This is a genomic window from Actinoplanes sp. NPDC023801, assembly GCF_040639655.1.
GTDB lineage: Bacteria > Actinomycetota > Actinomycetes > Mycobacteriales > Micromonosporaceae > Actinoplanes.
This window is the reverse complement of record NZ_JBFAAI010000017.1, coordinates 48,485-70,056: the sequence shown is the minus strand read 5'-3', so window position 1 is coordinate 70,056 and position 21,572 is coordinate 48,485. Positions and strand designations below refer to the sequence as shown.

21 protein-coding genes are annotated in these 21,572 nt (G+C 71.4%); 11 read left to right on the top strand and 10 right to left on the bottom strand.

What is annotated here, in order from left to right; all coding sequences use genetic code 11:
• Positions 1-37: 37 nt before the first annotated feature.
• The 6 genes from AB0G04_RS27600 to AB0G04_RS27575 all read left to right on the top strand — a co-directional run bounded on the left by AB0G04_RS27600 (position 38) and on the right by AB0G04_RS27575 (position 5,059).
• On the top strand, positions 38-550 hold the full coding sequence (locus tag AB0G04_RS27600; protein ID WP_360988196.1) for a hypothetical protein: 513 nt from the start codon (positions 38-40) through the stop codon (positions 548-550).
• Positions 547-2,364 (top strand): ATP-binding cassette domain-containing protein, encoded by a 1,818-nt coding sequence (locus AB0G04_RS27595; RefSeq protein ID WP_360988194.1) that lies wholly within the window; start codon positions 547-549, stop codon positions 2,362-2,364. Before AB0G04_RS27600 ends, AB0G04_RS27595 begins: the two co-directional genes overlap by 4 nt.
• Before the next feature lie 47 nt (positions 2,365-2,411).
• Positions 2,412-2,621, top strand: coding sequence for a hypothetical protein (locus AB0G04_RS27590; RefSeq protein WP_106320299.1), 210 nt, complete (start codon positions 2,412-2,414; stop codon positions 2,619-2,621).
• A 61-nt stretch (positions 2,622-2,682) separates the two neighbouring features.
• Complete coding sequence (locus tag AB0G04_RS27585; RefSeq protein WP_360988192.1) at positions 2,683-3,093, top strand: S26 family signal peptidase; 411 nt, start codon at positions 2,683-2,685, stop codon at positions 3,091-3,093.
• A gap of 35 nt (positions 3,094-3,128) precedes the next feature.
• The gene (locus tag AB0G04_RS27580) at positions 3,129-3,632 is read left to right on the top strand and encodes a MauE/DoxX family redox-associated membrane protein (protein WP_360988190.1); all 504 of its coding nucleotides are present in this window, start codon (positions 3,129-3,131) and stop codon (positions 3,630-3,632) included.
• Between the two features lie 71 nt (positions 3,633-3,703).
• Positions 3,704-5,059, top strand: a complete 1,356-nt coding sequence (locus AB0G04_RS27575; protein WP_360988188.1) for a hypothetical protein — start codon at positions 3,704-3,706, stop codon at positions 5,057-5,059.
• Here the strand turns inward: AB0G04_RS27575 and AB0G04_RS27570 are convergent.
• From AB0G04_RS27570 to AB0G04_RS27560, 3 genes are all read right to left on the bottom strand, one after another.
• Positions 5,043-8,399 carry a BTAD domain-containing putative transcriptional regulator gene (locus AB0G04_RS27570; RefSeq protein ID WP_360988186.1) on the bottom strand — a complete coding sequence of 1,119 codons (3,357 nt, stop codon included), beginning with the start codon at positions 8,397-8,399 and terminating at the stop codon, positions 5,043-5,045. The genes AB0G04_RS27575 and AB0G04_RS27570 overlap by 17 nt on opposite strands.
• A 100-nt stretch (positions 8,400-8,499) precedes the next feature.
• A complete protein-coding gene (locus AB0G04_RS27565; RefSeq protein ID WP_360988184.1) occupies positions 8,500-10,002 on the bottom strand; it encodes a GGDEF domain-containing protein in 1,503 nt (500 codons plus the stop codon).
• Between the two features lie 181 nt (positions 10,003-10,183).
• Complete coding sequence (locus AB0G04_RS27560) at positions 10,184-11,089, bottom strand: helix-turn-helix transcriptional regulator (RefSeq protein ID WP_360988182.1); 906 nt, start codon at positions 11,087-11,089, stop codon at positions 10,184-10,186.
• Positions 11,090-11,315: 226 nt separating this feature from the next.
• On the opposite strand from AB0G04_RS27560, the gene AB0G04_RS27555 reads away from it, so the two are divergent.
• From AB0G04_RS27555 to lhgO, 4 genes are all read left to right on the top strand, one after another.
• Positions 11,316-11,765, top strand: a complete 450-nt coding sequence (locus AB0G04_RS27555; RefSeq protein WP_360988180.1) for an FMN-binding protein — start codon at positions 11,316-11,318, stop codon at positions 11,763-11,765.
• Between the two features lie 8 nt (positions 11,766-11,773).
• A complete protein-coding gene (locus AB0G04_RS27550; RefSeq protein WP_360988178.1) occupies positions 11,774-12,472 on the top strand; it encodes a response regulator transcription factor in 699 nt (232 codons plus the stop codon).
• The gene (locus tag AB0G04_RS27545; protein ID WP_360988176.1) at positions 12,469-13,842 is read left to right on the top strand and encodes a HAMP domain-containing sensor histidine kinase; all 1,374 of its coding nucleotides are present in this window, start codon (positions 12,469-12,471) and stop codon (positions 13,840-13,842) included. Before AB0G04_RS27550 ends, AB0G04_RS27545 begins: the two co-directional genes overlap by 4 nt.
• A 66-nt stretch (positions 13,843-13,908) precedes the next feature.
• Entirely contained in the window at positions 13,909-15,102 is a 1,194-nt protein-coding gene (gene lhgO, locus AB0G04_RS27540) for an L-2-hydroxyglutarate oxidase (RefSeq protein ID WP_360988174.1), read from the top strand.
• A 10-nt stretch (positions 15,103-15,112) separates the two neighbouring features.
• Here lhgO and AB0G04_RS27535 read toward each other — a convergent pair whose 3' ends face one another.
• From AB0G04_RS27535 to AB0G04_RS27525, 3 genes are read right to left on the bottom strand one after another with little or no spacing between them, the layout of a single operon-like run.
• On the bottom strand, positions 15,113-15,916 hold the full coding sequence (locus tag AB0G04_RS27535) for an ABC transporter ATP-binding protein (protein ID WP_360988441.1): 804 nt from the start codon (positions 15,914-15,916) through the stop codon (positions 15,113-15,115).
• A 59-nt stretch (positions 15,917-15,975) separates the two neighbouring features.
• A complete protein-coding gene (locus tag AB0G04_RS27530) occupies positions 15,976-17,025 on the bottom strand; it encodes an iron chelate uptake ABC transporter family permease subunit (protein ID WP_360988172.1) in 1,050 nt (349 codons plus the stop codon).
• On the bottom strand, positions 17,022-17,972 hold the full coding sequence (locus AB0G04_RS27525) for an iron chelate uptake ABC transporter family permease subunit (protein WP_360988439.1): 951 nt from the start codon (positions 17,970-17,972) through the stop codon (positions 17,022-17,024). Before AB0G04_RS27525 ends, AB0G04_RS27530 begins: the two co-directional genes overlap by 4 nt.
• A 205-nt stretch (positions 17,973-18,177) precedes the next feature.
• Here AB0G04_RS27525 and AB0G04_RS27520 point away from each other — a divergent pair, with 205 nt between their 5' ends.
• Positions 18,178-19,212: an ABC transporter substrate-binding protein gene (locus tag AB0G04_RS27520; protein WP_360988437.1), complete on the top strand. Its 1,035-nt coding sequence runs from the start codon at positions 18,178-18,180 to the stop codon at positions 19,210-19,212.
• A 155-nt stretch (positions 19,213-19,367) separates the two neighbouring features.
• On the opposite strand, the gene AB0G04_RS27515 is transcribed toward AB0G04_RS27520, so the two are convergent.
• Genes AB0G04_RS27515 through AB0G04_RS27500 form a run of 4 tightly spaced genes read right to left on the bottom strand, consistent with a single transcriptional unit; the run spans position 19,368 to position 21,517 of the window.
• The gene (locus AB0G04_RS27515) at positions 19,368-20,138 is read right to left on the bottom strand and encodes an arylamine N-acetyltransferase (protein ID WP_360988170.1); all 771 of its coding nucleotides are present in this window, start codon (positions 20,136-20,138) and stop codon (positions 19,368-19,370) included.
• Between the two features lie 33 nt (positions 20,139-20,171).
• Positions 20,172-20,513, bottom strand: coding sequence for an MmcQ/YjbR family DNA-binding protein (locus tag AB0G04_RS27510; RefSeq protein ID WP_360988168.1), 342 nt, complete (start codon positions 20,511-20,513; stop codon positions 20,172-20,174).
• Between the two features lie 9 nt (positions 20,514-20,522).
• Entirely contained in the window at positions 20,523-21,152 is a 630-nt protein-coding gene (locus tag AB0G04_RS27505; protein WP_360988167.1) for an SRPBCC family protein, read from the bottom strand.
• Positions 21,149-21,517 (bottom strand): metalloregulator ArsR/SmtB family transcription factor, encoded by a 369-nt coding sequence (locus AB0G04_RS27500; protein WP_360988165.1) that lies wholly within the window; start codon positions 21,515-21,517, stop codon positions 21,149-21,151. The genes AB0G04_RS27505 and AB0G04_RS27500 overlap by 4 nt, the downstream gene beginning before the upstream one ends.
• Between the last annotated feature and the right edge of the window lie 55 nt (positions 21,518-21,572).

Here is a 21,572-nt window from a genome sequence, read left to right as displayed (position 1 = left end):
GTGATCCCGGTAAATGGCCGCATTTAAGGGGAAACAGGTGGCATATCTCTATGCCCTGATCGCACTGTTCGGCACTCTCACCCTGCTGAACCTGCTGCTGACCTTCGGCATCATCCGCCGCCTGCGCCGTCGGCCCGCGAACACCACCCTGGTCACCTACTCCGGCTTCCCCGCTCCGGGCTCGCTCGTCGGTGACTTCGCCGACCGGGACCTCACCGGCCGACCGGTGTCCAGGATGGACCTCGCCGGCCGTACCGTCGTCGGATTCTTCTCACCCGGTTGCGACGCCTGCCGGGACGGGCTCGCCGGCTTCGTCACCGCGGCGCGATCCCAGCCGTCCCTGGCCGTCGTGATGAGCGACGCCGCCTCCGCCGCGGAGTACCTGCCGTCCCTGACGCCGGTGTCGCGGGTGGTGCTGCAGGAACCGGACGGCCCGCTGATCGCGGCGTTCACGGTGACCGCCTTCCCGTCGTTCTTCGTGGTGGAGGCCGGCCGCATCGTCGCCGGCAGCGTCACCCTGGACGATCTGCCGATCTCCGCGGCGGCATGACCGAGCTGTTGAGGGCCGCGTTCGGGCTGGCCTGGCGGGCCTCGCGGTGGCTGCTCACCGCCCGAGCCGCGATCGCGCTCACCGGCGGCCTCGTCCCGGTGGCGCTGGCCTGGCTGACGAAATTGCTGCTCGACCACCTCGTCGCCGGATCCGCGACAGCCGAGGTGCTGGTCGTGGTGCTCGGACTGGCCGCGGCCGGGCTGGCCGGAGCGCTGCTGCCGGCGCTCGGCGACTTCGCCGACGCCGAACTGATCCGGCGCACCCAGCTGGCCGGGCGCGAGCAGCTCTACCGGGCCATCGGCGGATTCGACGGCCTCGGCCGGTTCGAGGATCCGGACTTCCAGGACCGGCTGCGGCTGGCCGTCGCCGACGGCCCGGCGACACCCGCGCAGGTGACCGCGAACGGGCTGGCCATCGCGCAGTCCACGGTCACCGTCGCCGGATTCGCGGTGGCGCTGGCGAGCATGGCCCCGTGGATGGCCGTGGTCGTGGCGATCGCCGCGGTCCCGGCGATCCGGGCCGAACTGACCCTGGCCCGTGCGCGGGCCGGCATGATGCTGCGGCTGGGGCACGCCAACCGGCGGGAACTGTTCTACGCCGACCTGATCTCGTCGGTGACGGCGGCCAAGGAGGTCCGGCTCTACGGGCTCGGCAATCTGTTCGCGGCCCGGATGGCGACCGAACTGCGGCGGATCAACCGGGGGATGCGCGACCTCGACGTGCGGGAACTGCGCATGCAGGCACTGCTCAACGGGCTCGGCGCGGCGGTCGCGGGCGGGGGACTCGTGTGGGCGGCGCTGTCCGCCCGGTCCGGCCGGCTCGGCGTCGGCGACATCGTGGTCTTCGCGGCCGCGACCGGGGGCGTCCAGAACCTGCTGTCGTCGATCATCGGCCACTTCGGGCGTACCCACCAGGCGCTCCTGATCTTCGAGAATTTCCGCCGGGTAGCGCTCGCCCCGCCGGACCTGGTGCCGCCCGCCGGGCTGCCGGTCCTGCCGGTGCCGCCGCTGCGGGACGCGATCGAGCTGCGTGACGTCTGGTTCCGGTACAGCCCGTCGCTGCCCTGGATCCTCCGGGGCGTCAACCTGACGATCCGGGCAGGTCAGGCCACCGCTCTGGTCGGGCTCAACGGCGCCGGCAAGAGCACGATCGTGAAACTGCTGTGCCGGTTCTACGATCCGACGCGTGGTTCGGTCCACTGGGACGGCGTCGACGTGCGTCGATTCCCGGTCCACGAGCTGCGCGAACGGGCCGGGGCGGTTTTCCAGGACTTCATGTCGTACGACCTGAGCGCGGCCGAGAACATCGGACTCGGTGACGCCGCGCGCCTCGACGACCGGCCGGCGATCGAGACCGCTGCCGGACGAGCCGGTGCACAACGCTGCGTCGAGGATCTGCCGAGCGGCTATGACACCCTGCTGACCAGGTTCTTCGCGCCCGACGAGCCCGACGACGCCGGCGGTGTGCAGCTGTCCGGCGGGCAGTGGCAGCGGCTCGCGCTGGCCCGCGCCTTCATGCGCGCAGACCGGGACCTGCTGATCCTGGACGAACCGAGTGCCGGCCTGGACGCCGCCGCCGAGCACGAGGTGCACACCCGGCTGCGGACTTTGCGTCACGGCTCCACCAGTGTCCTCATCTCACACCGGCTGAGCACCGTACGCGACGCCGACACCATCGCCGTCCTGTCCGACGGTGTGATCACCGAACTCGGCGACCACACCGGACTGCTGGCCGCCGGCGGCGTCTACGCCGGCCTGTTCAGCCTGCAGGCGGCCGGATACACCGCGGAACTTCACCCGTCGACCGGCGGGTGACAGCAACCGGCCGGTCACCCACGGGCCGGCGCAACCATGGAGGAAGCATGAGCATGTTCGGCAAGCTCGCCGATCGCCTGCTGGAGAAGATGGCCCCGGCCGCCGAGGTCGACGCCGCCTGCATCTTTCTCCGGAAGGTGACGACCCAGGTCGGCTGGTGTGCCGGCGGTTCGATGGGCGACCGCATCCCGCGCTACCGGTACACCTACATCTACGACAACTGCGCTGACCGGGTGACGTACAGCTGCTCCGCCTGACACCGACCTCCTGCCGCCGGGGGCCCGCCCGGCGGCAGGGCCTTAACCTCCGATACCTGCCATGACGGTCCTCGCTGCCCTGCTTGCCCTGGCCGGTGGCGCCGCCCTGTGGATCCGCGCCACCGTGCTGATCGCGGTGGTGCGCGGCCCGAGCATGCGGCCCGCCTACGCCGACGGCGACCGGCTGATCGCGCGCCGCCGCCGGTCGGCACCCCGGCGCGGCGACGTCGTGGTGTTCCGCAACCCGCGCCCGCACGGTGTCGCCGGGTCGTCGGAGGGACCACTGCTGATCAAACGGGTCGCCGCCGGGCCGGCCGAACCCGCCCCCACCGGGATGGCCGCCCCGGTCGTTCCGCCCGGCCACCTCGCGGTGCTCGGCGACAACCCGGCGCAGAGCCTCGACTCGCGGCACCTCGGCTTCATCCCGGTGGCGAACGTGATCGCCGTCGTCGTGCGCCGCATCGGCGACTGAGCCCGGCACCCCGCAATGATCGGAGACGGACCCTCGTGCCCTATTTGGAACTCGGCTGCCGGGCCCTGCTGACCACCGTCCTCGCGGTCGCGCTGGCCGGCAAGATCCGGCCGGCGGCGTTCACCGCGTTCGCCGCCTCGCTCGCGCCGATTCGCGGTATCCCGGCCCCGGCCCGGCGCCCGCTGGCCTCGGCCATCGTCCTGGCCGAGGCCACCGCCGTCGTCCTGCTCTGGACGCCCGGCACGGTCCGGGCCGGATACCTGCTCGGCGCACTCTTGCTGACCGTCTTCACCGCGACGCTGGCGGTCAGCCGGTGGCAGGGTGCCGCCGTCCGCTGCCGGTGCTTCGGCTACGACGCCGGTCCGGTCCGGAGCAGCCACATCATCCGCAATCTGGGCCTGGTCGCGGTCGCTGTCACCGGTCTCGTGAGTGCCTCGCCCGCCGCCACCGCGGAGCCGCTTCTGCCGGTCGCCGCCGGCGCGCTGGCGGGTCTGCTCGTCACCCGCTGGGACGACATGGCCTTCGCGCTCAGCAAATGAACGAGACCAAGCCGCCCGGCAGCGTTCCCGCCCGCACAGCAGGTAGTCGTATGGCCACCTAAAGTCGAGGCATGAGGATCTATGAGCCTCCAGCCAACCCCGAACTCACGCCTCTCTACCTCTCGGCCACCGACGGCGGCATCGAGCATTCCATCGAGAACGACCCGAGGATGTTCTGGAACAGCTTCGTCTACAACCTGCTGTTAAGCGAGGGTGGCGTCGTCATCCCGGATGTCTTCTTCTTCAACTGCCGATACCTCATCCAGCACCTCTCCGGTGAGGCGGCCTGGCCGCTGCTGCTCGACGCCTTGCGTCAAGGGCTGGCCATCCCGGCGTTCCGCTCCGAACAGACGACGAACTTCACGCAGGCGCTGACGGAGATCGGTGTGGAGGGCGTCCTCGGCGTCGAGTTCGATCAGTACCAGCAATGGCGGACGACTCCCCACGCGGTGGCGCGCCGCCTGGACGAGGCTGTGACGACCGGTGACAAGCCGACGAGGATCGTCTGGCCGCCCGACATGGGCGGCCGGTTCGACCGGTTCATGCGGCAGATCCTCGAGCGCGATTCCCTGCCGGCCGCGATGTCGGAGGAACAGGAGGATCTCTGGAGGGCCATCGAACCCTGGCGGGAACGTACTCTCGCGCGGGCCGTCACCCTGACCGAAGAGAAAGGCGGGACCGGGCTGCGACGAGCGGAGATGTGGAATGCACTGGGCCTGGAGCTGGGACTGCTCGATCCCGGTGGGTCGTTTCCCAAACCCCGCGATCTGGTACGGACGGTCGAGCGCCGCCACGACCCCGCCACCGCGCGACGGGTCTCCTTCTACGTCGACGTGGTGAACGCCGCCTATCAGAAGAACCAGGCGGACGCCTTCCAGGTGCTCAACAACGCGCTCAGTCCTCTTTCGCCGACCGCGATGTCGTTGTTCGCCGGGATCGGCTCCGGACGCGCCGGCCTTCCGTCGTCGATCACGATGGACGTCCGGCTTCCCTCGGCATCACGTCTGCTGGCCGTGGAGAGTGACCGGCTGCTCGGGATACGCGAAAGTGGCCCCGGCAAGAACTTCTTCGCGAAGCGCAGGAGCTGGATGACGAACAAGTCGCCCCAGCTCGACGGCATGCTTGCCGACGAGATGCGGCAGGCCGCGGTGCAGTACGGCAACGCCCTCAGCGCGCTGGCGGGTGGGCCCGACTACTACGCCAAGATGGTGGCCTTCAGTTCTGTGGCGGGAGCGGCCCTCGTCGAAGAAGTGAAGGCCGTGGTCGATCTCATGAAGGACACACAGGACCTCAGTCCCTACTATTCACTCGTCGTCGGATCCATGAGCGCGGCCATGATGGCGATGGTCCTGTACCGCCCGCCGACCAGACGGCTGCCGGTCACCGTCACCCGTCAGGCCGCGCCGGAGATCAACTTTCCGCGATAGCCAGAGCCTCCGCGGGGGAGAGGCGCATGCCCTCGGCGACGGCGGCGCCGAACCGGGCCGGGCCCAGCGCCGAACGGGCGGCTGCCGCCACCTGCGCCGCCGTGTCCGAACCCGCCGGATCGGTGCGCAGTCCCCATGCCACGACCACACCGAGCAGCCGGGCCGCCCGCTCCGGATCGCCGCCGGCCACGGCGAGTCCGGCGAGCCGGTCGAGCGCCTCCGCCATCACCTGAAAGCCCATCATGCTGCCGCGGGCCTCCACCACCTCGCGGTAACGGGCCACGGCGGTCACCGGATCACCGGAGGCCTCGGCGATCCGGCCCAGCGTCACCAGGATCTCCATCCGGGTGCCGTCGGCGCTGTACCAGCCGGACGGGCACGCGGCCAGGGCCTCCGAGCAGTACCGCAACGCCTCGGCCAGCGCGTCCCGGTCCGGCACGCCGGAGGTGTGCGGCCGCGACATGGCGATCAGACCCAGCCCGAGCAGGGCGGCCGCGATCAGCTCCGGGGCACCGCACTCCCGGGCCAGGTCGGCGGCCCGGCTGTAGTCGGCGGCCGCGCCCGCCGTGTCCCCGGTGTCCATCCGGGCCTGCGCCCGCCCGCGCAGCAGGTCGGCGACGTCAACCGTGGACCCCAGCTCGCCGGCCAGTCGCAGCGCCTCCGCGGTCGGCGCGATCGCCGCCGCCGGATCGCCCCGCCACGTCGCCAGCTCGGCCAGCCCGGACAGCGCCAGCATCGTGCCCCACCGGTCGCCGATCTCCCGGAACCCGGCAAGCGAACCGGTGAACTCCGGTTCGGCCTGCGCCGGATCCAACCCGGAGAACAGGACCATCCACCCGGCGCCGATACCACCGAGAGCACGGCTCCACGGATCACCGTCGATCTGGGCGCGCAGCCGCCGGTTCAGCTCGATGACACCCGCCGGGTCGCCGTCCGGCGGTCCCACCGCCATCGCCGACAGATAGAGCAGGAACGGCTGCCGGGGTGCGGCCGTCAGGTCGCGCATGTACCCGGTCCAGCGCTCGTCCGGCCGTTTCACCGCGGTGTCGCTGCGCAGCGCCGCGGTGAAGACGCTGACCACGTACTCCTCGTCGTGCCCGGGCGGCGGTTGCGGGCCCGCCGCGCGCAGAGCGAGCCCGGCCAGCGCCGCGGCCTCGGCCCGTAACCCGCGCAGCCACCAGTAGAAGGACAGCGCCGACACCAGCCGCAGCGCCGTCCTCGGCGCACCGTGCGCCGCGCTGCGCCGCAAGGCGGCGTGCAGGTTGTCGCGGTCCGCGTCGAGACGGTCCAGCCAGGCGATCTGATCGGAGGACCGCAGGTACGGGTCGGCGCGTGCCGCGAGCGCCAGAAAATGCTCGGCGTGCGCCCGGTACAGGGGGTCCCGCTCGCCGGACTCGTCGAGGCGTTCGGCGCAGTAGGCGCGGATCGTCTCCAGCATCCGGTAACGGTCACCGTCCCGCTCGATCAGCGACTTCCCCACCAGCCCGGCCAGCACATCGACGACCCCCGGCCCGCTTGCTGACTCGCTTCCCAGCTCGTTTCCCAGCTCGCTTCCCGGCCCGCCTTCCGGCCCGCAGACGCGTTCGACGGCGTCCAGGCCGGCGCTGCCCGCGAAGACGGTGAAGCGGCGGGCCAGGGCCTGTTCCGGTTCGGTGAGCAGCTCCCAGCTCCAGGCCACGACCGCCTGCAGGGTGCGATGCCGGGCCGCGGCGGTGCGGCTGCCTCCGGACAACAACCGGAACCGGTCGCCGAGCCGGGCGGCGATCTCGGCGACCGGCAGGGCGTGCAGGCGGGCCGCGGCGAGTTCGACGGCCAGGGGCAGCCCGTCGAGGGTGCGGCAGAGCCGCCGGACCGCGTCGGCGTTCCCGTCGGTGACGGTGAATCCGGGCACCACGTCGGTGGCCCGGTCGACGAAGAGCCGCACCGCGGGGAAGGCGGTGAGCTCGGCGACCGGATCGGCGGCCGGCGGAACGAGAAGGCCACCGATCGGCAGCAGGGCCTCGCCGGTGATCGCGAGCGGTTCCCGGCTGGTCGCGAGGATGCGCAGACCGGGGGCCGCGGCGAGCATCCGGGCGGCGAGTCCGGCCGCCGCCGCGATGACATGCTCGCAGTTGTCCAGGATCAGCAGCAGGTGACGGTCGGCGAGCGCGGCGACCAGGCGATCGGTCACGCCCGGGGCTGCCGGCTCCTCGGCGGCCGGCCCGGGCCGGGACGGCGGGTTACCGGTGGGCGAGCTGACCAGCACATCGCGAAGGCCAAGGGCGGCCTGCACCGCGTGCGGGACGTCGTCGGGGCCGGCGCCGGCCAGTTCGACGAACCAGACGTCACCGTCGTACCGGGACGCGGCCTCCGCGGCGAGCCGCGTCTTGCCCGCGCCTCCGGGTCCGTGCAGGGTGACCAACCTTCGGGTACGCAGCGCCGCCGCGACCCGCGTCAACTCGTCGTCCCGTCCGACGAAGCTGGTCAGCTGGCTCGGCACCTCGTGCCGCAACCGGCCTTGAGACGGCGAACTGCCGCCGGGGAAGGCAACGCCCGCGCCGGAAGAGGGAACGGCGGGCCCGGAGGAGGGAATGGCCGGCCCGGAGAAGGGAGCGGCCGCGCCGGGGGACGAGGTGGCCGGTCCTCGGAGCAGGCCGCGATGCAGGGCGGACAGTTCAGGGGACGGGTCGGCGCCGAGTTCGTCAGCGAGGGTGCGGCGCGCGTCCTCGTAGGCGGCCAGTGCCTCGGCCGGGCGGCCCGCGGCGGTCAGGGCCCGCATCAGCAGGGCCCGGGGCCGTTCCCGCAGCGGGTGCGCGGCGATCAGGTCACGCAGTTCGGTGATCGACGAGGGGATCAGCGACCGCAGCGCGATCTCGGCCTCGTGCCGGTCTTCGAGGGCGGTCAGTCGTTGCTCGGTGAGCCGGGCGATCTGGGTCGCGGCGAACGGCGCGTCGCGTACATCGGTGAGGGGTTCTCCACGCCAGAGACCCGTCGCCTGCCGCAGAAGGGTGACCGCCCGCTCCGTCTCGCCGGAGGCGAGGGCCCGATGACCGTCGGCGGCGAGCGCGGTGAAACGGTGGGCGTCGACCTCGTCGCGGGGGACTGCGAGCCGGTAACCGGCGGGTTCGAGTTCGACCGGCAGTGACTGCCGCAGCCGGGACACCTGGGACTGCAACGCGTTGCCGGCGCCGGCCGGTGGCTCATCACCGTAGAGACCGTCGATCAGCCGGTCGATCGGGATGGGACGGCCGGCGTCCAGCAGCAGCATCGCGAGCAGCGCCCGCAGGCGGGCGCCGCCGAGCGGGACCGGTGTCCCGTCGGGTCGTTCCGCCCGGACCGGACCCAGGATGCCGAACCGCATGCCGACGATTCTGCCGTCCCGGGCCGACCGGGCGAGAGCCCGCCCCGCCCGGGGCCCCGCGAACGTGCGGGGACCGTCCTGTCACGACAGGGGAATCCGGTCAGGCGGCGACGGGCTCCGCAGCCGCCGGGTCGTCGGTGAGCTGGTCACCGGCGCAGGCGATCCGGTTCCGGCCGGCGTGTTTGGCCGCGTAGAGCGCCCGGTCCGCGGCCAGCACCAGCTCCTCGGTCGTTCCCGCGGCCGGCATGCCGGCGATGCCGCACGAGATGGTGACGTTGTGCAGGCGGGAGTCACCGACCGCGATCGGGGCCGCGCTGATCCCGCGCCGGATCCGCTCGGCGACCTCACCGGCCTCGGCGGTGGTGGTGTCGGGCAGCAGAACCGCGAACTCCTCGCCCCCGTACCGGGCGACCACGTCGCCGGGCCGGACAAGTTCACGCAGGCGGTGGGTCACCTCGACGAGGACACGGTCGCCGCCGTTGTGGCCGTACGTGTCGTTGACGCTCTTGAAGTGGTCGATGTCCAGGAGCAGGACGCTGACCGGCACGCCGAGCCGGGCCGACCGGTCGCCCTGGTTGCCGAGGGCCTGTTCGAAGAACCGGCGGCTGCGCAGGCCGGTGAGCCCGTCGGTGACCGCGGCGTGCCGCTGCGCCTGGACGAGCAGTGCCATCCGGACCATGACCAGTAGGAACAGCAGGTTGCAGACGGCCGCGGCGGCGACCAGGTGCTCCTCCTCACCGCGGAAGTGCTGGATCACCATCGAGGTGGGCGCGGTGACTGCGGCGAACGCCAGGACGGCCAGTCGGCCGGGGGTGGCGTCGGGGGTGGCCGTGTTGGAGACGGCGACGAGCTTGGGCGCCGACGGGTGCAGCACCCCGGCCGCCATGCAGAACCCGGCCGCCATCCAGAGCGCGTCGAGGAAGTTGCCGGGCACGTAGGTGCCCAGCTGCGTCTGGAACCCGTAGATCGCGTCGGCGACGAGCACGAGCCCGAGATAGGCGCCGATGAACCGGAGAGCGGTGGTCCGCGGCCCGGCACCGAGCATCAGCCGGGCACCGACCACGATCAGCATGACGTCACCGATCGGGTACGCGACCGAGACCAGCGAGGTGATCTTGTCCTCGAAGTCGACGAGCGGCACCACGAGGAACAGGAAGACCAGGTAGCCGACGCCGATCGCGACGATGGCCGCGTCGATCACGCTGGCGCTGTCCCAGCCGGGCGTGCGCCGCCGGACGATCATGACCAGGCCGACCGCCATCATCGGGTACGCGAGCAGGTAGAACAGATCGGGGACGCCCGGGTAGGGCGGCTCGCCGTAGATCAGGGCGTCGACGTAGAACAGGACGTCGCCGGTTGCCCCGGCCGCCGCGGACCCGGCCAGGAAGATCAGAATCGTCCGCATCGCCGGCAGGCGCCGGGCGGTGACCAGCGCGGCGACCGCGAAGGCGAGGTTCGCACTGACGTAGAGCGCCACCTGTCCGGCCGGCCACACCCCCGCCCGGACCAGGGCGAAGTACGCACCGATGACGAGAGGGATCGCGGCGAGACACACATGCCAGGCCGCGACACGACGGGGTGACTTGCCGAGGTCGTCGGTCATGTCGCAAGCGTGGTCACCCTCAGGTGCTGCCGGGACGCCGTGCGGTGGCGATCCGGTTGCCGATGGCGATCCCGGCCTCCTCGGCCGGCAGGACTTCCCGGCGGCGCGGACCAGCCACATGGGCGAAACCGGTCTCCACGGGGACCCTTGCTGATGAGGGTTACTCCCGGCGCCGGCCCGCTTACGAGTCGGCGTCGAGCTCGGCCAGGAAGCCGCGCAGGATCTCCGGGGTACGGCTCGGCAGCTCGGCCTCGATGAACAGGCGCCCGATCGCCGCCGCGTACTTGTCGACCTCCTCGCGGCGCTCCAGGTACAGGCCGCTCGTGAGGTGCTCGATGTACACGACGTCGGGCAGCTTGGCGTGCGGGAAACGCAGGATGCTGAACGCCTGACCGGCGGCTGCGTGCCCGCCCTTGCTGAACGGCATCACCTGCAGCCGGACCCGCGGCGACCCGCAGACCTCGAGCAGGTATTCGATCTGTTCGCGCAGCACCGCACGGCCGCCGATGGGCCGTCGCAGCACCGCCTCGTCGAGGACCGCCCAGAGCCGCGGCGCGTCCGGCCGCTCCAGCACCTGCTTGCGCGCCATCCGCAGCTGGGCCCGCCGGTTGATCTCCTCGGGCCCGTCGTCGTCGTGGCCGAGCCCGATCACGGCGCGGGCGTACGCGTCGGTCTGCAGCAGGCCCGGCACGAACTGGATCTCGTAGGTGCGGATCAGCTCGGCCGCCTGCTCCAGGTCGAGATAGTTCTGGAACCAGGTGTCCAGGACGTCGCCGTAGGCCTGCCACCAGCTGGGCGCGTTGGCCTCACGCATCATGGCCAGCACCCGGCGATGCTCGGACGGATCCTCCACACCGTAGAGTTTCAGCAGGTCGGTGACGTCCCGTTCCTTGAAGCTGACCCGGCCCAGCTCCATCCGGCTGATTTTCGACTCGCTGGCCCGGATCGTGTAACCGGCCTGGTCGCGGGTGAGCCCCTTGGCCCGGCGCAGGGCGCGCAGATGACCGCCGAGCTGAAGCCGGCGGACCGTGGCACCGCTGTTGTGGCTGACGCCGTTGTCGTCGTTGTCGGTCACTTCGTCGGACACGTGGACCTCTTCGACAGTCCTGTGTGGATGCGGTGCTGGGGATCGGCCTCAGCATACTCATGCCTAGTCAGTTCCGGACGCCGAGGTCAACTCGAAGAGCGACGATCCTGTCACCACACCATCACCAGCTGTGCGCTGGTGATGGAGTGAGTCACCGTGCCGGCTCTTAGCCAACGCTTAGAAACGGTCCAGGGGCGTCTTAGAAGATCGCGTCAGGGTTGCGGCCATGACCCTTACCGCTGTGCCCGCTGTTCGAGTGCGGCGCCGGGCCACGCCCGGCATCGGAGCGACCGCCGCCGGACTGAGCCTGCTGATCGTGACCGTGCTCTGGGTCGGCAACGGTGGCCTGCGGGATCTCACCGGCGGCCACGCGGTCACCGCGATCGGGCGTCTCACCGGCCAGTACGCCTCCGACCTGCTGTTGATCCAGGTACTGCTGATGGCCCGGATCCCGGCCGTGGAACGCGCCTTCGGGCAGGACCGGCTCGCGCGCTGGCACCTATGGACGGGGTTCAGCCCGCGGCACGACGAGATCAGCGCGCGGTCACTCCCGCAGCTGGTGGAGGCCACGCTGGGGGCCCAGGGCGCGGACATCGACTCGGTCTCCGGCGCCACGTACACCAGTGGCGGCTACCGGGAGTCGCTCCAGTCGGCGATCGACGCCGCGCGGCTTTAATGGACCTCATGCGGATCCTGGTGGTGGAGGACGACGCGGCCGTGCGTGACTCGCTCGGCCGGACCCTGCGGTTCGAGGGCTACCAGGTCGACACCGCCGGTGACGGCCTGGCCGCCCTCGACGTGGTGCGGGCCGGTGAACCGGACGCGGTCATCCTCGACGTGAGCATGCCCCGGATGGACGGTCTCGAGGCGTGCCGCCGGTTGCGGGCCGACGGAGTGGTGGTGCCGGTGCTGATGCTCACCGCCCGTGACAGCGTCGGCGACCGGGTCGCCGGGCTCGACGCGGGCGCCGACGACTACCTGGTGAAACCGTTCGCGCTGCAGGAACTGCTGGCCCGGATCCGGGCCCTGCTGCGCCGCTCGGCGCTCACGTCGACGGCCGGCGAGGAGCCTGCCGAAGACCTTCTGACCTTTGCCGATGTACGGATGAACCCGGTCACCCGGGAGGTCTGGCGGGGTGAGCGCGCCCTGAAGCTGACGCGCACCGAGTTCGGGATCCTGGAGGCCTTCCTGCGTCATCCCCGGCAGGTGCTGTCCCGGACCGCCCTGTTCGAACAGGTCTGGGGCTACGACTTCGGCGAGCAGTCCAACAGTCTGCACGTCTACCTCGGCTATCTGCGCCGCAAGCTGGAGGCCGAGAACGAGGCCCGGTTGCTGCACACGGTCCGGGGTGTAGGTTTCGTGCTCCGGGAGGAGCCGTGGTGAGGAAGTGGTGGCGCAGCAGGTCGTTGCACGGCCGGTTGTCGCTGCTGGTGACCGGTGCGGTGGCGGCCGCCGTGCTGGTCGTCGCGGCCGGGGCGTGGCTGACCGTGCGTGGCATCCAGCAGAACAAGATCTCCGCCGAGCTGCTGGCCGACGCCCGCACGATCGCCGAGAACCCGTGGCAGTGGCTGCAGGCCCAGGGTGCCCGCCCCGATCCCGACGACAAGGAGATCGGGCCCTGCTGGCAGATCCTCGACCCGAGCGGGGTGGTGGTCGGCGGCAGTGCCGTCCGCCTGCCGGTCACCGGCGCCGCCGTCGCGATCGCCACGGCCGGGCACCCGGAGGCGCAGGAGAAGATCACCATCGGCCCCGGCGAGTACCTGATGCTGACCGTCCCGATCGAGGGCGGGGGAGCGGTGCAGGTCGGCCTCGACCCGTCGCCGGACGAGGGGGCTCTGGCGCTGTTCGCGGTGCTGCTCGCGATCGGCTGCGCGGCCGGGATCGCCGGTGCCGCGGTGCTCGGGCGCACGGTGGCCCGCGCCGGGCTGGCCCCGGTCGACCACCTGACCGAGGCGGTCGAGGACGTCGCCGTCTCGATGGACCTGACCCGGCCGGTCGAGGTCTCCGGCGACGACGAGATCGCCCGCCTGGGCCGGTCGGTGAACGCGATGCTGGCCGCCATCGACGCGGCCCGGCAGTCCCAGCGCGCACTGGTCGAGGACGCCGGCCACGAGCTGCGTACCCCGTTGACCAGCATCCGGACGAACGTGGAACTGCTGCTCGCGGTCGAGCGGCAGCCCGAACTGGCACACCGGCTGCCGCCCGAGGACCGGGTCAAACTGCTCGACGACCTGGACGCCCAGGTGCGCGAGCTCGCCACGCTCACCACCGAGCTGGTCGAGCTGTCCCGTGAGGAGGGCAGCCGGGAGACGATCGAGCAGGTGGAGTTCGCCGAGGTGGTGACGGCTGCGGTCAACCGGGTGCGGATCCGGGCGCCCGGCCTGACGTTCGACACCGGCCTGTCACCGGTGACCGTGCGGGGCCGGTTCGGCGAGCTGGAGCGGATGGTGGTGAACGTGCTCGACAACGCCGCCAAGTGGAGCCCGCCGGGCGGCACCGTCACCACCCGCCTCACCGGTGGGGTGCTGACCGTCGCCGACTGCGGGCCGGGAATCGACCCCGAGGACCTTCCGCACGTCTTCGACCGCTTCTACCGCGCGCCCGCGGCCCGTGCCATGCCCGGCTCGGGACTCGGCCTGGCCATCGTTGCGCAGACCGCCGCCCAGCACGGCGGTGCCGTCACGGCCGGCCCGAACCAGCCGCACGGCACGGTCGTCACGGTGCGGCTCCCCGCCGATCAGGCACCCCGCTAAGGTCAAGGCCTTCGCGGCCGGCAGCCGGGGCGGCGGGCGGACGGCACCACCAGAGAGGCGACACACGTGGCGGACGAGGTCATCGGGATCATCGGGGCCGGCATCGTCGGACTGGCCATCGGCCGGGAGATCACCGTGCGGCGGCCGGGCACCCGGGTCGTGGTCGTCGAGAAGGAGTCCGAGGTCGGCCAGCACCAGACCGGCCACAACTCGGGTGTCGTGCACGCCGGCATCTACTACCCGCCCGGCAGCCTGAAGGCGGAACTCTGCACCCGCGGGCGGCTGCTGCTGCGCGAGTACTGCGCGGAACGCGGGATCGCGTACGACGAATGCGGGAAGCTCGTCGTCGCGGTCCGGGAGGACGAACTGGGGCGCCTGGACAACCTGGAGAAGAGGGCGCGCGAGAACGGCGTACCCGGATTGCGAAGGGTTGATCCGGCCGGGATCCGCGAGATCGAACCGCACGCCGCCGGCCTGGCCGCGTTGCATTCCCCGGAGACCGCGATCACCGACTTCCCCGGCGTCGCCAAGGCGTTCGCCGAGGACATCCGTGCCGGTGGCGGTGAGGTCCGTCTCGGCTTCCCGGTCACCGCGATCAGGAAGAACGCCGGCTCGATCCGGATCGAGTCCGGTGAGCACAGCGTCACCGCCGACCGCGTGATCGTCTGCGCCGGCATCCACACCGACAAGGTCGCCCGCCTGGCCGGTGACGCCGCCGAGCCGCGGATCATCCCGTTCCGCGGCGAGTACATGCGCGTCAGCGAGGAGAAGGCCGGCCTGGTCCGGGGCATGATCTACCCGGTTCCGGACCCGCGGTACCCGTTCCTCGGCGTGCATTTCACCCGCCGGGTCACCGGGGTCGTCGAGGTCGGCCCGAACGCGGTCCTGGCCACCGCCCGTGAGGGCTACACCCGTACCACCTTCTCGATCCCCGACCTGGCCGGCATCGCCGCCTGGCCGGGCACCTGGCACATGGCCCGCCGGCACTGGCGGACCGGTGTCAAGGAGGTCCGCGGCTCGCTGTCGAAGAGCCGCTACATGGCCGAGGCGATGCGGTACGTCCCGGAGATCGGCGCCGCCGACGTGTACCCGGCCGGTGCCGGCGTGCGCGCCCAGGCACTCGACCGGGACGGCAGCCTCGTCGACGACTTCCGGATCCACCGGCTGGGCCCGGTCACGGCCGTACGCAACGCGCCCTCACCCGCGGCCACGTCCTCACTGGCGATCGCCGAGCACGTGGTGGGGAAGGTCTTCGAGTAGGCCGTTCCGGTCAGCCGGCCGTCCGGGCGGCGGACGGCACCGGCTCGGCCCGGTTACGCCGCCGGGCCGCCGGGACGACCAGCGGGGTGCCGGTCTCCGGGTCGTCGATCACCCGGCACGGCAGCCCGAACACCTCTTCGACGAGTTCGGCGGTGAGGACGTCGCCGGGCCGTCCCGAGCGGGCGACCCGGCCCGACCGCATGGCGATCAGGTGGGTGGCGTACCGGGCCGCGTGGTTGAGGTCGTGCAGCACCGCCACCAGGGTCCGGCCCTGGCGCTCGTGCAGTTCGGCGCAGAGGTCGAGCACCTCGATCTGGTGCGCGATGTCCAGATAGGTGGTCGGTTCGTCGAGCAGCAGCAGCGGCGTCTGCTGGGCCAGCGCCATGGCCAGCCACACCCGCTGCCGCTGTCCGCCGGAGAGTTCGTCGACGTGCCGGTCGGCCAGGTCGGCCACCCCGGTCGCGTCCATCGACTCGTTGACGACCCGTTCGTCCTCGGCCGACCAGCGGCGCAGGACGCTCTGGTGCGGGTACCGGCCACGGGAGACCAGCTCGGCGACGGTGATGCCGTCCGGCGCGGTCGACGACTGGGGCAGCAGCCCGAGTGTCCGGGCGACCGTGCGGGTCGGCTGCGAGTGCACGTCCCTGCCGTCCAGCAGCACCGTGCCGGCGGACGGTTTGAGCAGCCGGGACAGTGCTCGGAGCAGGGTCGACTTGCCGCACGCGTTCGGGCCGATGATCACCGTGAACGAGCCGTCCGGGATCTCGACGCTCAGGTCCTCGGCGACGACCCGCTTGTCGTACGCGAGCGTCATCGCGCTCCCGCTGAGCCGGGGCGTGTGACCGGTCATCTCTTCTCCCGTTGCTGTGTGCGTCATATCCGGCCGGCCCGGCGTTCGGTGGTGAGCAGCCAGATCAGGTAGCCGCCACCGACCAGGCCGGTGACCACACCGACCGGCAGAGCGCGGTCCTCCAACAGGTGCTGGGCGGCGAAGTCAGCGCCGGTCAGCAGCAGCGCGCCGACGGCGATCGACGGCAGCAGGTTCGGGCCCGGTGCCCGGGTGAGGCGCTTGGCCAGGTGCGGGGCGATCAACGCGACGAAGTTGACCGGCCCGGCACTTGCCGCCGCAAACGAGACGAGCAGTGCGGCGGCCAGCAGCGCTCCGTTGCGCAGCAGTGGCACCGGGACACCCAGCGCGGACGCCGAGTCGTCGCCCATCTCCAGCATCCGCAGCCCCGGGCCGCAGGCCAGCAGCAGGAACGGCAGCACGACGGCAAGCACCAGGAGCATCGGCCGTGCCTGCTCCCAGTCACGCCCGTCGAGGCTGCCGGTGAGCCAGAGCAGGGCCCGGGCGTTCTCCATCTGGACGCCGCGGGTCAGCAGGTAGCTGCTGATGCCGGTGAGGATCGCGGCCATGCCGATGCCGACCAGGATGAAGCGGAACCCGTGCAGGGCCCGCCCGGCGATCAGCTGGATCAGCAGCGTCGCGGTCAGGCCGCCGGCGACCGCGGCGATCGACAGCTGGGTGCTGGTACCGCCGAGAATGATCACGGCCAGTGCCGCGGTGCTCGCGCCGTTGCTGACGCCGAGCATGTCGGGGCTGCCCAGCGGGTTGCGGACCAGTGACTGGAAGACCGCACCGCCGGCCGCGAGGGCGGCGCCGACCGCCAGTGCGGTGACCAGGCGGGGCAGCCGCAGTTCCTCGATGATGAACTCGTGGGCCGGGTTGCCGTCACCGAACAGCGCCGTCATCACGTCGGCCGGGGCGATCGCGAAATCGCCGGTGCCGAGACTGAACACGCTCACGACGAACGTGCCGAGGACCGCGATCAGCCCGACGGCGACGGCCCGCGGCCGGATGCCCGTCCTCCGGCCGACGGTGCGTTTCGTACCGGCGGTGCGCTTCTCCGCAAGGGCGGTCATTTGGCGGCTCGCACGAGGTAGAGGAACAGGGGACCACCGAGGACCGCGGTGACCGTGCCGACCTGCAGTTCGCCGGGGCTGCCGAGGATGCGGCCGAGAACGTCCGCGCCGAGCAGCAGCACCGGCGCCAGGATCGCCGTGTAGGGGAGCAGCCAGCGCAGATCCGGTCCGGTGAACGGCCGGACCATGTGCGGGATGAGCAGGCCGATGAAGACGATCGGGCCGCATGCCGCGGTCGCGCTGCCACAGAGCAGGGTGACCGCCGCGATCACCGCGACGCGGATCACCGTGGGCCGGGCGCCCAGGGCACGGGCCGCGTCGTCACCGAGCGACAGCGCGTTCAGCGGCCGGGCCACCAACAGGCCGATCGCCAGGCCGGCCGCGAAGAACGGCAGCAGCCGTTTGACGGTGGCGAAGTCGGCGCTCGCCAGCGATCCGGCGGTCCAGAACTTCATCTTCTCGATGGCCTGGGTGTCGGCCAGCAGCGCGGCGGACACATAGGAGAGCAGCATGGCGTTGAGCGCGGCCCCGGCCAGCGCCAGCCGGGCCGGCGTCGCCGAGCGCCCGCCACCGACCGCGTACACCAGGGCCGTGACGACCGCCGCACCGGCGAGCGCGAACCACACGTACCCGAAGAAGGTCCCGACGCCGAAGAAGACCGACGCGGTGGCCACCGCCGCCGAGGCGCCGGCGTTGATGCCGAGCAGGCCCGGGTCGGCGAGCGGGTTGCGGGTCAGCGCCTGCATGATCGCGCCGGCCAGGCCGAGCGCCATCCCGACCATCAGGCCGAGCAGGGTCCGCGGCAGCCGCATCTCGTGGACGATGCGGTAGGACGGGGCCGACGGGTCCCACAGGCCGGCCCAGACCTCGCCGGGGGAGAGGAACCGGGCACCGAGACCGACGCTCAGCACGGCCACCGCGGCCAGCGCCAGAAGGGCCAGGACCAGGCCGACGAGGCGTACGGACGTACGCCGTACCGCCCGGGGCGGCGCGCTGGTGCGTACCCCCTGGTCGAGGGGGGTGTCGTAGGTGGACAGTGTCGGTCTCCCGTCCGGGGTGGTCCAGATCCTGTTGACGCGCGTTCGGTTCGTTAGGTTAGCCTAACCATCGCACGCGGTCGAAGGGCCGGTCATACCCCAGAAAGACTTGATGATGAAGTACTCGCAGCTTTCTTTGTCCCGTCGTGGCCTGCTGGCCGCGGGTGGCGCAGTCGGCGCCGGCGCGCTGCTCGCCGCCTGTGGTGGTGGCAAGGACGAGACCGGGTCGTCGCCGGCCGCCTCCAACGCGGCCGCCGGCCCCTGGTCGTTCACCGACGACCAGCCCAAGGCGCTGACCGCCCCGACCACGCCGAAGAAGATCGTCGCCCACGTCGGCGCCGCGGCCGCCCTGGTCGACCTCGGCCTGCAGGACTCGATCGTCGGTGTCTTCGGTGAGACCAAGAAGGCCGACGGCACCGCCGAGCCCGAGGCCGGCGCGCTGGACATCAACAAGGTCCAGATCATCGGCAACAAGTGGGGCGAGTTCTCCGTCGAGAAGTACGCCGCCCTCCAGCCGGAGCTCCTGGTCACCCACCAGTTCGACCCGGGCGCCCTCTGGTACGTCCCGGACGAGAGCAAGGACCAGATCCTCAAGCTCGCGCAGGTCGCCACCGTCAGCACGGGCCGGGTGCCGCTGACCAAGCCGATCGAGCGCTACGCGGAGCTGGCCAAGTCGCTCGGTGCCGACCTCGGCGCCTCGAAGGTCACCGAGGCCAAGGCCCGCTTCGAGAAGGCCGCCGCCGACCTGTCGGCCGCCGCCAAGGCCAGCGGCGGTCTCAAGGTGCTCGCCGGTTCCGGTGCCGCCGACGTCTTCTACGTGTCGAGCGCGGCGGTCAGCTCCGACCTCATGTTCTTCAAGGAGCTCGGCGTCGACCTGATCATGCCCGAGATCAAGCCGACGGACTACTTCGAGTCCCTCAGCTGGGAGAACGCCGACAAGTACAAGGCCGACCTCATCTTCCTCGACTCGCGTCCGACCGCCCTGCAGCCCAAGGACCTGGTATCCAAGCCGGGCTGGAGCGCGCTGCCCGCCGTCAAGGCCAACCAGGTCTTCCCGTGGCAGGCCGTGCCGATCTACTCCTGGGCCGGTTCCGCCCCGCTGCTCGAGGCGCTGACCGCGGCGATCAAGAAGTCCAAGAAGCTCGCCTGACGCCGTACGCCGGAGGTGGGGCCGTGGCACGCCGCCCAGCCCCGCCTCCCGCGCCCGTCCGATCGTCCGGGTTTGGTGGCTGTGCGGGACCGTGGGCAGCTGGGTTTTCGTGGCTGTGCGGGGACGCTGTTTCCAGCGAGATGCGACGGGGTGGGTCAGGGGGTTTGGAAGGTTGTGCCGGGCAGGAGCTGGACACCGAAGTGGTCGCGGTAGGCAGCGAACAGTTCCTCGTCGGTGTCGAGCGTCGTCTCGGTGCGGCCGCCGCCGGCGGTGACGATCAGGGTGCGGTCGCTGACCGTGACCCGGCCGGCACCGGTCAGGATCGTGCAGACGGTCTTGCGGGTGAAGTGCGACCGGGGATTGGTCTGCTGGTACCAGCAGGTGGCCGTGAAGTCGTCGAGGTCGCGCGCTCGGGTCTCGAGGCGGTACTGCGGCTTGCCGTCGCGCAGTACGTCGACGTCACCCTCGGGCGTGTCCACCAACTGGAAACGGCCGGCCGGATCGTCCTGTACGGCCCGGGAGGTGAAGTCGAGCGGGTGCACGGCGTGGTCGCCGAAGCCGACGTCGGCCAGCCACGGCCCGGTGCCGTCGGAGCCGGTGACGAGCAGGACCAGGTGGTCGTAGGGTGGGCCGAGGTGTTCGCCGCCGTGGACCCGGGCCGCGAGCCGGGTGACGGTCCAGCCGAGTTCCTCCAGCAGCAGTGCGAACAGGCCGTTGAGTTCGTAGCAGAAGCCGCCGCGCGCCCGGCGTACGATCTTGTCGAAAAGATCTTCCGCGGTGAGTGAGACGCGGTTGCCGAGGTGGATGTCGAGGTTCTCGAAGGGAACCGTGGTCAGGTGCGCGTGGTGGAGTTCGCGCAGCCGGGCCGCGTTCGCGGGCCCGGTGCGCGGTGCTCCGATCCGGTCGAGGTAGGCGTTGGCGTCCATGTCGCAAGCGTCCGATCTCAAGCCCGCTTCAGGTCAAGCGGGCCGGTCCTTCTTGGGCAGCGATGTGACGACCGCCTCGTAGGACGCGTCGACCGCCTCGTAGATCTCGTCGTCCGGGATGGCGCCGCCGAGTCGTAGCGTGTTCCAGCCGTGCCGGCCGATGTACGCGCTGGCCGTGGCATCGGACGGATACCTGGTGAGCCACTCGTCGGCCGGGTCGCGGCCCTTGCCGCATTTGACGCCGACGGTGTCGCCGCGGCCCAGGAAGGCGAAGATCTTGGGACCCACCTTGGCGACGACGTCACCCTCCCACGGTTCGTCCTGCCAGGCTCCGGGCTTGGCGAGACAGTACTGAAGCAGCTCCGTACCGGTCACCCGGACACCCTATTCGCCCAGGTACGCCTTGAGGGTGTTGTCCCCCTGCCGCCGGGCGCGCTCCGGGTCGGTGCCGGAGGCGATGTCGGCCTCGATCCAGGCGTCCGAGCTGAGCCGCATGAACGTTTTGCCCTCCTCGGACATCGCCCACTCCATCGCCGCCTCGGGGGTGAGCGGGGCATCCGGGGTCGCCAGGTGGTTGGCCAGGCCCCACAGAGCGCCCTCCCAGCCGAGGCCGACCGCACCGGGGCCGTACTGCTCCCAGTGTTCCTCGTCGACCAGGGCCACGTGCTCGAGCTCGAACCGGGCCCCGTCGCCCTCGGGCGAGAAGCGCACCTCGACCCAGCTGATCCCGCCGTTGAACTCCCAGGTGGCGGCCACGCGGCGCGGCCGCTCGCACTCGGTGATGGTGCCGCCGGCGTTGCCCTCGAACTGGTACTTCCCGCCCTCCCGCAGTTCACCGGAGACGGGCAGGAACCAGCGGGGGATCCGCTCCGGGTTGGTGACCACGTCCCACAGGTCTTCCTGGTCGGTGTCGTAGACCCTGCTGATCGTCATCACCCGGGCCTCACCGGCCTCCAGCACGCGGGTGCCGACGCTGCGCTGTACCTCGTTGATGTGCTCTTTGACGTCGATCATCTGCTACTCCTCGCATCGGTGGGTCCCATGCCTTCGGCCAGGCGCCGCAGGCGTTTGCCACGGGCCACCTCGGTGGCCATCGCGGACAGGTGCGGCGTCCAGAACCTCCGGAACGGGGCCAGCCACTCGTCCACCTGCCGCAGCGCGGTGTGGTCGACCGCGTAGAGACGGCGCGCGCCCGCCGGGCGCACGGTGGCGAAGCCGTTGTCGCGCAGCACTTTGAGGTGCTGGGACACGGCCGGCTGGGTGATGCCGAACTCCGCCCGGATGACGGCGGTGACGGCACCGGAGGTCAGCTCGCCCTCGGCGAGCAGCTCGAGGATCCGGCGGCGAACCGGATCGCCGAGCACATCGAACGCATGCACGGCAGTGACCTTATCAGATGCGACTTATATAAGTGGTACCTGTAATAAAGACCGC

Coding starts and splice junctions, on each gene's coding strand:
- AB0G04_RS27505 (WP_360988167.1), bottom strand. CDS start 21,152: ATGATCGACGTCAAAGAGCACATCAACGAGGTACAGCGCAGCGTCGGC.
- AB0G04_RS27555 (WP_360988180.1), top strand. CDS start 11,316: ATGACCCTTACCGCTGTGCCCGCTGTTCGAGTGCGGCGCCGGGCCACG.
- AB0G04_RS27570 (WP_360988186.1), bottom strand. CDS start 8,399: ATGCGGTTCGGCATCCTGGGTCCGGTCCGGGCGGAACGACCCGACGGG.
- AB0G04_RS27565 (WP_360988184.1), bottom strand. CDS start 10,002: ATGACCGACGACCTCGGCAAGTCACCCCGTCGTGTCGCGGCCTGGCAT.
- AB0G04_RS27515 (WP_360988170.1), bottom strand. CDS start 20,138: ATGGACGCCAACGCCTACCTCGACCGGATCGGAGCACCGCGCACCGGG.
- AB0G04_RS27575 (WP_360988188.1), top strand. CDS start 3,704: ATGAGGATCTATGAGCCTCCAGCCAACCCCGAACTCACGCCTCTCTAC.
- AB0G04_RS27520 (WP_360988437.1), top strand. CDS start 18,178: ATGAAGTACTCGCAGCTTTCTTTGTCCCGTCGTGGCCTGCTGGCCGCG.
- AB0G04_RS27595 (WP_360988194.1), top strand. CDS start 547: ATGACCGAGCTGTTGAGGGCCGCGTTCGGGCTGGCCTGGCGGGCCTCG.
- AB0G04_RS27550 (WP_360988178.1), top strand. CDS start 11,774: ATGCGGATCCTGGTGGTGGAGGACGACGCGGCCGTGCGTGACTCGCTC.
- AB0G04_RS27590 (WP_106320299.1), top strand. CDS start 2,412: ATGAGCATGTTCGGCAAGCTCGCCGATCGCCTGCTGGAGAAGATGGCC.
- AB0G04_RS27530 (WP_360988172.1), bottom strand. CDS start 17,025: ATGACCGCCCTTGCGGAGAAGCGCACCGCCGGTACGAAACGCACCGTC.
- AB0G04_RS27585 (WP_360988192.1), top strand. CDS start 2,683: ATGACGGTCCTCGCTGCCCTGCTTGCCCTGGCCGGTGGCGCCGCCCTG.
- AB0G04_RS27535 (WP_360988441.1), bottom strand. CDS start 15,916: ATGACGCTCGCGTACGACAAGCGGGTCGTCGCCGAGGACCTGAGCGTC.